Raw genomic sequence first — 11,391 nt, 5'->3', positions numbered from 1 at the left:
ATAATTCTTGTCATTTCCGTCACTATCCCCATACACCTCCAGCATATACAGACAGCACTGTAAGCATAATTTGATAAACCACATCTATTATAAGATTTCCTATATCATTAACTGTAGCCTTTCCCTGCCTTTTCATTTCTGCAATATGTGACCAAAGACCACTTACACCATAAATATACATACTCACTAATGTCCCAAGCCAAAATCCACCTTTAAACCAAATACACATTACTCCCATAACGCCCAGTCCCAATTGTGAAAAACCATATTTAATCTGAAAAGGCCCGCCTGGCCATCCCAGTGCTTTTGCACTATCTTCTGCTTTAATAATATTAGTTATCGTGCCTATAATTCCAAGAAGGCCAAACATAACTACAAATTGATGTAACAGTAATGTCGAGCACACAACCGAAACATCTCCAAAACCACCCGACACTGCCAACTGAATAACGCCTGTTATAAGGCCTGCTGCAATAAGAACTAAAATAAACATTTTTTCCTCCTCATACCTTGTTATATTATACATGTCCATCAGGACTATATATTTTTAAATTTTTTTATATCAAAGTCCTCAATATAGCTTTTTTCTCTAAGAGCCTCTAAGTTACTATTTAATTTGTTCATTTCTTTTCCTCTTACTTCTATTTATAAATTGAAGCAAACCATCCAGCTTAATTTCATTAATTGTAATCACTTCCTCTGTGCTGCATACTGACAGGTAATAGTCTGTATCAAACAGATAGCTCTTTAATCTTAATCCCTTTTGGGTTTCGCCATTTTGATTGGTTACCACACCGTCTAAAGCATTTACGGAGAAAGAATTAAGTCTGGTCGAGAGGCCTGTCCCAAGGTATTTGATGTAGCTCTCCTTGAGTGTCCAAATCTGTGTAAATCTTTTCGTTCGCTCCCTGCCAGTAGCCGCATGAATAAAGCTTTTTTCTTCTTCTGTAAAAAACTTATCAGCAATATCTTCTTTGCCTGACTGGATTTCCTCGATATCAATTCCAACTTCGCTGCTCCCATACGCAATTACTACCCACTTTCCAGAATGTGATAGGTTGTATGAAAATTCATCCATATGATTCATGAACGGCTTTCCAAATTCATTGTAAACAACGTTCATCTCTACCAGTCGACCAACTACCTGAAACAGATTATATTGAAGTAATAATTCTGCACAAACGCTCCTTTTGGAATCATTAATAAATTGAAAGCGATCTGCTCTTATGCGTCTTTCTTTTGAAACTGCATTTCTAAGCAGTTGATAGTTATCGTTATTAATTTCAGTTATATTTGTGCAATTTATAACCATCATGTTCTCCATCTTTTTACCAATTTCGTATCAACTTACAATTTTCTAATGTTTGAGAATAATTAATTTGTACTTATAATTCCTTCATTACATTATCATCTCTGGCTGCTTTAAGGTATCAAAGAATGTGGTTGTATAATCACCTGTTAAGAACCTTGAATCCTTTAAAATATTCATCAGTAGTTCTTTGTTGGTTGAAACACCCTCAACCCTCATTTCTTCCAAACATCTTAACATTTTATTGACTGCCTGTATCTTATCCTGAGCATAGCAGCTTATCTTAGATAGGAGGGAATCATAGTAGGTTGTTACTATGTTATTTACTTCATAGGAAGTATCTACCCTTACACCAAATCCACCCGGCATTTCGAATCTGGTAATCTTACCACAATCTGATATAAACGTACCGTTAAAATACTCTGCTAAAATTCTGCATTGAACTGCATAGCCCTGAAATAGTATTTCTTCCTGCTTTAATTTAAGCGGTTCACCCTGCGCAACACGAATTTGCTCCTTAACTAAATCGATTCCTGTAATCAGCTCCGTTATCGTATGTTCAACCTGCAGTCTGGTATTCATTTCCATGAAATAAAAAGATTTATCGTCCTTCAGAATATATTCTATTGTGCCTACACCAACGTAGCCGATATGTTTACAAATATCAATTGCCCCTTGATACATCCTACTTCTTGTCTCTTCGTCAAGCGTATCACATCTAGATTCCTCTATAAGCTTTTGATTCTTTCTCTGTATGGTACACTCTCTATCACCCAAATGTATTACATTTCCATATCGATCAGCTAGTACCTGAACCTCTATGTGCTTAGCATGATCTATATAGCGCTCCACTAAGATACTGCTGAATCCAAATACCTTTTCAGCTTCTTTCAGACATAATTCAAGTGCCCGAAACAAATCATCTTCCTTGTGCACGATACGAATCCCCTTGCCGCCTCCGCCATTTGTCGCTTTCAATATAATAGGATAACCAACTTTCATTGCATATTGAAAACACTCTTCATAATTACTAATTTCAACACTGTCATCTCCTATCACAGGTATATTTAATTCTTTCGCCACCTTCTTGGCTATGACCTTGTTTCCCATCAAAGAGATATTTGCACTGCTTGCACCAATGTAATCAATATCACAGTTCTCACATAGTTCACTAAAATCTGCATTCTCAGCAAAATATCCAATACCAGGATGAATTGCATCCACCTTATAATTTGTTGCCACGGCTAATACATTATATGCATTTAGATAAGAGTCCTTGCCTTGAACGTCTCCGATACAGACAGAATAATCGGCAAGTCTTGTATGCAAAGCTCCTTTATCAGCCTTTGAAAAAACGCTAACCGTCTCTATCCCCATTTCCTTGCAGGCACGAATGATTCGTACTGCACTATCTCCACGATTTGCTACCAATATTCTCTTATATTTATTATTCATTTTTATCCACTCTAATCTTTAATATTGGTTGTTCATATTCAACTAAACTACAATCCTTTACAAATATATCAATAATAGTTCCTGAAGCCGGAGCCGGAATATCATTAAATATTTTCATTGCCTCAATAGAACAAATCACATCACCCTTATTTACATGAATATCATTATTTACAAGCTTTATTTGATTACTAAACTCAACTCTTCCTACAAAAGGAGATACAATTGTTACAATATCCTCATTTTCCTGCCTACCTATTTGTGAGAAATCTGTTATTGCATACTCATCTAAATTAATTTTAATATTACCATTATTTAATTTAGAAGCGTCTTCCACAGTTCCCTTTTGACTGTGATCTGCTTCCACTTCTACCTTACTAAAGCGAATTGAAAACAGCTTGTCTTGATAGTCAAATGACACTAGTTTCGATTGTTCGCACTGCTTAATTAACTTATCAATAACATATAATTTGCTATTTAAATCATCCATCTTATTTTCCCTCATTTATGTATTTTATGAAAAAAAAATTTCACTTCCTATACTTCTATACTTTGCTATTCTTTCCTTTCTTAATTCATTTCCGTCTAATCGACTACAACGAAGCAGCTCCCGTTCAATACTCTGTTTAATCTTTCCAAATATGATGTTCTCTCTTCCCTCTTCGCTTATGATTTCATCTATAATTCCATAATTTTTTAAATCACCTGCAGTAACTTTTAAATTACCTGCAATATCTGGAGCTTTTCTGGAATTCTTACATAAAATACTTGCACAGCCTTCTGGCGAAACGACAGAATAAATGGAATTTTCCAGCATAATTATTCGGTTTGCAACACCTAATGCTAGCGCGCCTCCACTTCCTCCCTCTCCAATAATAACGGATAGGATCGGAACTGTATAATTAGCCATTTCATACAAATTTCTTGCAATTGCCTCTGCTTGTCCGTTTTCTTCCGCAGAAATACCCGGAAATGCTCCTGGTGTATCGATAAAGCAAATAATGGGACGTCTAAATTTATCAGCCTGCCTCATTAAACGCAAGGATTTTCTATAACCCTCAGGCTTAGTCATTCCATATTGACGATATTTCATCTCTCTTGGGTTATTCCCCTTCTGCTGTCCAATTATAGTGACCGCTTGATGATTCAATAATCCGATTCCTCCAACAATAGACTTATCATCCCCGATTCCTCGGTCTCCATGAAATTCAATAAAAGAGTCAAATACTTGATTGATAATATCTAAGGACCGAAATCTAGAAATTTTTCTTGCTAATAAAACTTTGCTCCATGCACTATTATCTCCTATTTCCTCAACACTACTGTTTTTCACCATAACCCCCCCATATCTTATTATTAAACCACTGAGAAACATTTTTAATTGTTTACTCCTGCTTAAATATCTTGTTATATTCCTGGCTATGAATCTTAAGTATATCACCAAGCGTTTCTCTTAACCTTTTTCTCTCTACAATCAAATCAATATAGCCATGCTCAAAGAGAAATTCCGAGGTTTGAAAATTAGACGGAAGCTTTTCGTTGATTGTCTGTTCAATTACCCGCTTTCCTGCAAATCCAATTAATGCCCCTGGTTCTGCTAATATAATATCTCCTAAAAAGGCAAAACTCGCACTGACTCCTCCTGTTGTAGGATTTGTTAGCACACTAATATACAATCCCTTAGTCTCGCTAAAGCTTGATACAGCTGCAGCCGTTTTTGCCATCTGCATTAGTGAAAAAATTCCCTCCTGCATTCTGGCACCGCCCGAAGCAACAAACATTACAACCGGAAGTTTTTCTTTCTTTGCATCTTCAAACAATCTGGTTACCTTTTCACCAACAATGACTCCCATACTACCCATCATATATCTAGTGTCCATTACTCCAACCATAACCTGCTGCCCACTGATGCATCCTCTTCCTGTTACAACCGCTTCATTTAGATTAACTTTACTCACTATACTCTCATGCTTTTCACAATATCCAGGAAATTTAATGGGATCATAAAATTCAGTATGTATATTAGTTTCTTCAAATGAATTTTGGTCAATTATCATAGAAAGTCTTTGGCTATAATCCAATGTTTCATAATAGCCACATAAGTTACAAATATAATTATTTTCGATGATTTTTTTACTTTCATTAATACCACCACACCTATTGCACTTAATAAATAAATTCTGTTGCATTAATCCTCTCCCCTCCAAACATACCCGTATTTGCTTGAAATCTCGTCATGGTACGATTTTTGATTATGAATATTTTTGATTTCATAATACTTGATTTTTAGAATTCTTCTCTCCATTTTCAAAAGTGACAATATTCTCAATTATACAGCTGCTTCATTATAATAACCGTACTTCATCTATGTAATATCCTTTCATTAGGCGTGATAATTATCTTGTATTTCATTATTTTTAAGTCTATCAGTTCATTTTGCAGAACCATTCTTATCAGTTGTAATATTTATTAATGAACTAGAATCTACAAAAAGACATGGAATGGAAATAATAAAATGATGGTCAATACGTTAAGATTGAATGAAACTATAAGGTTTTTTTATCTATTTTATCCCTCATATTAACATTTTTTATATTCACCAAACATTACATAATAGTTATATTTTGGCAAGCAATTTTTATGCTAATTCTATTTTTCAGAGCTTCATTCACAATGTCCAGGTACTGACCCTTAAATTCACCACTCTCAGGTAATCCAGTCGATGAACGCTGTCAGGTAGGTTTACCCGTTTTTCAGATTTTTACTATGTTGGGTTGGATATACTATCAATATTACTTGTCGAAGATGAGCCAAATGCTTGTAAAGAGTTTGTTGATTGCCTAGGTGAAGAAGATGATATTTCTCTTATCGGAATAACCAACAGTTCAATAAAAGCATTAGATTATGTACCAGATTTAATAATTTTAGGTTTATAATTGAATAAAGGAAGTGGATTATTTTAATTGCAAGACCCTAAAACACCATCTAACCCACGCTTTTTGTTGGACGGGTAGTACAAAAACAAATTCGCTGGCTAAGTAGAATTCTGCATTGATTTCGCCCAATGTAATAGAAAAATGTTCTTTTAGGGGGAAATATTTATTTTTACTTAGTAAAGTATTAATGATTTTTTAAACCATTTAAATAATTATCCATAACCTCATTACCTTCATCAAAATTTATACATTATATGCTGAATTAAAAATAATAATTTATGTTGCAATAATTATTTTAAGAATTATTTTTTATCTATTTTATCTATTTTCAAATTTAAAGTTGCAATTATTGTATATATTTTTATATTATCACATAAATTAACATTATTATATAATTTGTATAATTTAATGTATGTTTTTGTAGAAATTAACCGTTTACTTCAGCATGAAATATCATAATACCATAATTCACGAAACCATATTTTATGCCTCATAATTATTCCATCTTTTAATTGCTTTCACCTATTTAAGTTTCTCCATTAAATTTGTGTATAAAAAAGCCCCATAGAATAGAGCCAGAAAGAAGATTTTTTACTTTAATCCTTTTTCTGACTTCTATTCTATAGGGTTTATTTTAATTCAGAACAGTTCTTTATTACTTTTGCTCTTCTACTTCAATTTTTTTAATCTCTTTTGTTCTGATTTCTTTACAAATATCATTTATGAAAGTATCTATAAATTTTTGTCCTTCATCTCCAAGGTAACGGCTTCTTACAGATACTAAGCCTTCTTCCTCTTCTTTTTGTCCAACTACCAGCATATAAGGAACTCTGTCAAGTCTTGATTCACGGATTTTATAACCGATCTTTTCTGCACGTTCATCAACGCTGCAGCGAATTCCATTATCTTTTAGCTGACTTTCTACTTTCTTTGCATAATCATGATATTTTTCTGAAATAGGAAGTATTCTTACCTGTTCAGGACATAACCAGGTTGGGAATAATCCGGCATATTTCTCAATCAGCCAGGCAAGGGTTCTTTCATAGCAGCCCACGCTGGTTCTATGAATAACATAAGGACGAACTTTTTCACCGTTCTGATCGATGTAGTACATATCAAACTGTTCTGCAATCAATGCATCCCATTGAATGGTAATCATAGTGTCCTCTTTGCCATATACATTCTTAGCCTGTATATCTACTTTAGGACCATAGAAGGCAGCTTCTCCTTCTTCTTCTGTAAAAGGAATTCCAAGATCAATTAATATATTTCTGATTCTTCCCTGAGTTTCTTCCCAAACTTCTTCAGTACCGATATATTTTTCTTTATTATTAGGATCCCATTTGGATAAACGGTAAGTTACATCTTCTTCAAGGCCTAATGTTTTTAAGCAATATCTTGCAAGATCAAGACAGCCTTTAAACTCTTCATCCATTTGATCCGGTCTTACAATTAAGTGGCCTTCAGAAATAGTGAACTGACGTACACGAGTTAATCCATGCATTTCACCGGAATCTTCATTTCTAAAAAGTGTAGAAGTTTCACCATAACGAAGGGGAAGATCTCGATAGGATCTTTGTGCTGATTTATATACATAGTACTGGAAAGGACAAGTCATAGGGCGAAGGGCAAATACTTCTTTATCCACTTCTTCATCACCAAGTACAAACATACCTTCTTTATAATGGTCCCAGTGTCCGGAGATTTTGTATAAGTCACTCTTTGCCATAAATGGAGTCTTTGTTCTTACATAGCCTCTTCTATCTTCTTCATCTTCAATCCATCTTTGCAGTGTTTGGAGAATCTTAGTACCATTAGGCATAATAAGAGGTAAACCCTGACCTATAACATCTACAGTAGTAAAGATTTCCATCTCACGTCCAAGTTTATTATGGTCACGTTTTTTAACATCTTCCAAATGAGCTAAATAGGCATCCAGATCTGCATTCTTGGTAAAGGCAGTACCATATACTCTGGTAAGCATCTTATTCTTCTCACTGCCTCTCCAATAAGCACCGGAGGAAGAGATTAATTTAATAGCTTTAATACTCTTTGTACTCATTAAGTGAGGGCCGGCACATAGGTCAACAAAATCCCCTTGTTTGTAGAAAGAAATAACCGCATCTTCCGGAAGGTCTTCAATTAATTCAACTTTATATGGCTCATTTTTATCTTTCATAAGCTGAATTGCTTCTGCTCTGGGAAGAGTAAATTTCTCCAGTTCTGCTCCTTCCTTGATAATCTTTTTCATTTCTTTTTCCAGTTTATCAAGTGCATCTCTATCAAATGGTTCTACATCAAAGTCATAGTAGAAACCGGTATCAATAGAAGGTCCAATTGCAAGCTTTGCATGGGGATACAATCTTTTAACTGCTTCTGCCAACACATGTGAAGCAGTATGTCTATATGCTGCTTTACCAGCATCCTCATTAAAGGTTAATATATTTAATTCACAATCTTTATCCACTACGGTTCTTAAATCCACTACTTCACCGTTTATTTCACCGGCACATGCCATTCTGGCAAGGCCTTCGCTAATGTCCTTTGCAATATCTATAACGGACATACTGTTTGCATACTCTTTTGCTGATCCATCTTTTAATGTAATCTTCATATAACCATGCTCCTTTCAAAATGTTGAAAGAATGAATTATTTTCAACCCATTCTTCGTTCATGATTCCTTCGAAAAAAGACGATAAAAAAATCGTCTCTTTCGAATTACTATCCAGTAAATCGAAAGGGACGAGTATCTATTCACTCGCGGTTCCACCCTCATTGGTAATGTATCATTACCCGCTTCTTTCTGATTATAACGTAATCACCGGGCCGGATTAGAGCCACTCAGAGGTAGTCTTCAGATGATTCCTATTAAGATATTCTCAGCCAATATATCTCTCTCTGTAATATTTCACATCTTACTCGTCTCTTCAACGTATTAGGTGTTTAGAATTTTTAATTAATTTTTATTATAACATTGCAAATTTCTTTGTCAAGAGTAAAATACCTGTAGTACTGTAAAATAATTCTTTATATGTTCCCAATCAATCTATCTTTCACTACTGCGAAGAACTCTCTAATATAATAATTCAATGTTAAAACATGATCCGAAGGTGCTCCAAGGCCCTGTGCCTTCAATCCCTGCCTTTTAGCAATTCCCATAGCCCGGTATACATGGAAACGGCTTGTTATAAGAACAACAGGTACCCCTTCTTCTTTTAGAAACTTTTTGCTGTATTTCATATTTTCATAAGTATTAACAGATTGATCTTCTTTTATAATCCGGAATGGCTCAATCCCTTGTTTTACCAAGTAACTGCCCATCGCCTCCGCTTCTGATATATCTTCTCCCTCTCCTTGTCCTCCGGACACAATTACTTTCGCCTTTTTATTCTCTTTAAGATATTTACAGGCGGTATCCATACGTTTTTTTAATGTTTTGGATAATACCCTTCCCTTTACTTGAGCACCCAGTACGATTACATACTCTGCCGATGTACTTACTTTTTTACATCCTGCCGCAATAATTCGTATTTCTGTCAGAATAAAGATGGCGGCACCTAAGATTAATATAATAACTGCCACTGGCTTAATGTATTTCCAAATGGCAATTTTGTCTGTATCCATCAAAGGATAAAGGAATGCTGCAAGTATTAGAAGCATTCCTGTAACTATCCAAAACTGCAAAAAAGAGGCTTTGGGTCCTGCATATAGTATGATTATTCCAAAGTATAATATACAACATACGCCTATTAATAAAAATGTAACTGTAAACAGATTCATGAATTACCCCTATCTACGAGATAAACGTCTTATTTTTCTCGACTCATATTCTTCACGCTTCTTCGATATGGCATCCCGTTTCATAACTTCTTCATAAACTTTTTCTACGTTTCTTGCAAATGCTTCCGTAGACAGTTTTTGTACATTCTTTCTTGCATTTTCGCCATATGCTATATCTGACTCACCGAATAGCACTGAATCCAGGCCTTCTAACAACCCTTTTCGGTCTGTAAAATCATAGCCATTCCAGCCCGGAACCAAAATGTCATCTAAACATCTGTCCCGTCTGGCTACAATAGGAAGCCCTGCAGCCATGGCTTCAATATATGTCAGCCCTTGTGTCTCGCTGGTAGAACCGCTTACAAATACATCACCCATTCGGTAAAACAATCCAATATTATCCCAAGGCTGTGCTCCGGTAAACAAAATTTTTCCGCCCAAATTTCGTTCTGCCACCATTTGTTTCAAGGTTTCCATCTCAGGCCCATTGCCTACAATAACAAACTTTACATTTTCTCTTTTACTCATGTATTCCGGCATTGATTCTATGATTTCACTAATGTTTTTCTCCTTGGAAACACGTCCCAGATAAAGCATTATTTTATCCTGTTCCTGAATATCATATTGCTTTTTTAATCTTAGTACATCTTCCTTAGAATAAAGAGCAGGATTAAACTTTTTAAGATTCACCCCTGTAGGTACTATACTAATTTCTTTATGAACACTGTAAGTTAATAATAAATCTTTTACTTTCTGGGTAGGTACAATAACTTGTTCCACTGTATTGCAGCACACTTTAGTAAAGACTCTGGCAAATGCCTTAGCCCTTTTATCCAGAGTCTTAAAATGTGTTAAATAATGAGTATAATCTTCATATATGGTATGATAAGTATGCACCATAGGTAACCTTAATTCCCTTGCCATGATTCGGCCAAATATACCTAAAGAGAATTCCGTATGGGTATGGATTAAATCCAGATCTAATTTTTTTATAATAGAAGCCAGTTTAGGCAGATAAAAGATGCCTACTCTTCTTTCCGTAATTAAAGCAAAAGGTATACTGGGTACTCGAAATACATTATGTTCATATTCCGGTGAACCTGGTGTTGTTGTTGTAAAAACATAAACTGTATGCCCAATTTGCTCCAATTCATTCTTTAGTATATAAACAGAATTTGCAACTCCATTAATTTCCGGATAATACGTATCTGTAAATAAAGCTATGTTCAATTTATCTCTCCCTTTCCCCACCTAATACACTATGATACATCTAATATTTACTAAATCCCAACTATTATACTATTATTTATTATATATTACAACTTGCATAATTTAGATTCTCTCCCTATGTTTATGTTGTTTTTCTATGCAGTTTTAATATATATTTTCTCATTTCAACACATATTAATTTTCGCTAATCAATTTATCTTTCTCTAATATATGTTGGCTAAGCCAGTCCCCAATAAAGGTAAGAATGTCCAATAGCATTTCTGTCTGATTCTTATCCACCTGTTCAAAATCAATTCCATTCACTTTTTCCATAAATTGTTCATGGTCAACAACCTGGCTGAACAGTTTTTTGTACCCGATTTTTTTCATATATGCTTCTTCACTTGCGAAATGAAATTTTGCATACTCTTTTAACTCATTGATTATGGTTACAATGTGGTCAAACTTATCTGGAATAAACTCGTCCGCAAATACATCGTAAGCGGATTGTGCAATTCGAAACAGTTCTTTGTGCTCCTCATCAATTTGCTTAATGCCGGTGTAATATTCTTCTTTCATTACAAACATAATAATCTCCCTTCTGCTGAAACACCATGAACTTAGGCATCAGCACAGATTTGTTAATCCCTCTTTTTTTGCAGCATAATTTTATATTCTATATATAATGGGGGATAAATGTTTCG

Annotated in this window: 10 protein-coding genes and 1 other annotated feature; all 10 genes read right to left on the bottom strand. The window is 34.7% G+C overall.

Annotated features, from left to right (window positions below; all coding sequences use genetic code 11):
* Positions 1 to 22 precede the first annotated feature (22 nt).
* The 10 genes from RT261_RS07915 to RT261_RS07870 all read right to left on the bottom strand — a co-directional run bounded on the left by RT261_RS07915 (position 23) and on the right by RT261_RS07870 (position 11,275).
* On the bottom strand, positions 23 to 493 hold the full coding sequence (locus tag RT261_RS07915) for a DUF6790 family protein (RefSeq protein ID WP_313131494.1): 471 nt from the start codon (positions 491 to 493) through the stop codon (positions 23 to 25).
* 114 nt (positions 494 to 607) lie between these two features.
* Positions 608 to 1,324 carry a 4'-phosphopantetheinyl transferase family protein gene (locus tag RT261_RS07910; RefSeq protein WP_313131492.1) on the bottom strand — a complete coding sequence of 239 codons (717 nt, stop codon included), beginning with the start codon at positions 1,322 to 1,324 and terminating at the stop codon, positions 608 to 610.
* Between the two features lie 75 nt (positions 1,325 to 1,399).
* Positions 1,400 to 2,764 (bottom strand): acetyl-CoA carboxylase biotin carboxylase subunit, encoded by a 1,365-nt coding sequence (locus tag RT261_RS07905; RefSeq protein WP_313131491.1) that lies wholly within the window; start codon positions 2,762 to 2,764, stop codon positions 1,400 to 1,402.
* A complete protein-coding gene (locus RT261_RS07900; protein WP_313131490.1) occupies positions 2,757 to 3,251 on the bottom strand; it encodes an acetyl-CoA carboxylase biotin carboxyl carrier protein in 495 nt (164 codons plus the stop codon). Before RT261_RS07900 ends, RT261_RS07905 begins: the two co-directional genes overlap by 8 nt.
* Positions 3,252 to 3,275: 24 nt before the next feature.
* Entirely contained in the window at positions 3,276 to 4,097 is an 822-nt protein-coding gene (gene accA / locus RT261_RS07895) for an acetyl-CoA carboxylase carboxyl transferase subunit alpha (RefSeq protein ID WP_313131486.1), read from the bottom strand.
* Between the two features lie 49 nt (positions 4,098 to 4,146).
* A complete protein-coding gene (gene accD, locus RT261_RS07890) occupies positions 4,147 to 4,950 on the bottom strand; it encodes an acetyl-CoA carboxylase, carboxyltransferase subunit beta (RefSeq protein ID WP_313131484.1) in 804 nt (267 codons plus the stop codon).
* Between the two features lie 1,402 nt (positions 4,951 to 6,352).
* On the bottom strand, positions 6,353 to 8,311 hold the full coding sequence (thrS, locus tag RT261_RS07885; RefSeq protein WP_313131482.1) for a threonine--tRNA ligase: 1,959 nt from the start codon (positions 8,309 to 8,311) through the stop codon (positions 6,353 to 6,355).
* 122 nt (positions 8,312 to 8,433) lie between these two features.
* Positions 8,434 to 8,638, bottom strand: a binding site (T-box leader).
* 87 nt (positions 8,639 to 8,725) lie between these two features.
* Entirely contained in the window at positions 8,726 to 9,478 is a 753-nt protein-coding gene (locus RT261_RS07880) for a YdcF family protein (protein WP_313131479.1), read from the bottom strand.
* Between the two features lie 9 nt (positions 9,479 to 9,487).
* Positions 9,488 to 10,708 carry a glycosyltransferase family 4 protein gene (locus RT261_RS07875; RefSeq protein WP_313131477.1) on the bottom strand — a complete coding sequence of 407 codons (1,221 nt, stop codon included), beginning with the start codon at positions 10,706 to 10,708 and terminating at the stop codon, positions 9,488 to 9,490.
* A 174-nt stretch (positions 10,709 to 10,882) separates the two neighbouring features.
* Positions 10,883 to 11,275 carry a bacteriohemerythrin gene (locus tag RT261_RS07870; RefSeq protein ID WP_313131474.1) on the bottom strand — a complete coding sequence of 131 codons (393 nt, stop codon included), beginning with the start codon at positions 11,273 to 11,275 and terminating at the stop codon, positions 10,883 to 10,885.
* Positions 11,276 to 11,391: the final 116 nt, after the last annotated feature.

This window comes from Anaerocolumna sp. (assembly GCF_032079385.1).
Classification (GTDB): Bacteria; Bacillota; Clostridia; order Lachnospirales; family Lachnospiraceae; genus Anaerocolumna.
The sequence above is the reverse complement of the archived record's forward strand: the minus strand, read 5'-3'. Positions and strand labels throughout refer to the sequence as shown.

Excerpts from the sequence above, each read along its gene's own strand:
- accA (WP_313131486.1), bottom strand. The coding sequence starts at position 4,097 with ATGGTGAAAAACAGTAGTGTTGAGGAAATAGGAGATAATAGTGCATGG.
- RT261_RS07880 (WP_313131479.1), bottom strand. The coding sequence starts at position 9,478 with ATGAATCTGTTTACAGTTACATTTTTATTAATAGGCGTATGTTGTATA.
- accD (WP_313131484.1), bottom strand. The coding sequence starts at position 4,950 with ATGCAACAGAATTTATTTATTAAGTGCAATAGGTGTGGTGGTATTAAT.
- RT261_RS07900 (WP_313131490.1), bottom strand. The coding sequence starts at position 3,251 with ATGGATGATTTAAATAGCAAATTATATGTTATTGATAAGTTAATTAAG.
- thrS (WP_313131482.1), bottom strand. The coding sequence starts at position 8,311 with ATGAAGATTACATTAAAAGATGGATCAGCAAAAGAGTATGCAAACAGT.
- RT261_RS07910 (WP_313131492.1), bottom strand. The coding sequence starts at position 1,324 with ATGGAGAACATGATGGTTATAAATTGCACAAATATAACTGAAATTAAT.
- RT261_RS07870 (WP_313131474.1), bottom strand. The coding sequence starts at position 11,275 with ATGTTTGTAATGAAAGAAGAATATTACACCGGCATTAAGCAAATTGAT.
- RT261_RS07905 (WP_313131491.1), bottom strand. The coding sequence starts at position 2,764 with ATGAATAATAAATATAAGAGAATATTGGTAGCAAATCGTGGAGATAGT.
- RT261_RS07915 (WP_313131494.1), bottom strand. The coding sequence starts at position 493 with ATGTTTATTTTAGTTCTTATTGCAGCAGGCCTTATAACAGGCGTTATT.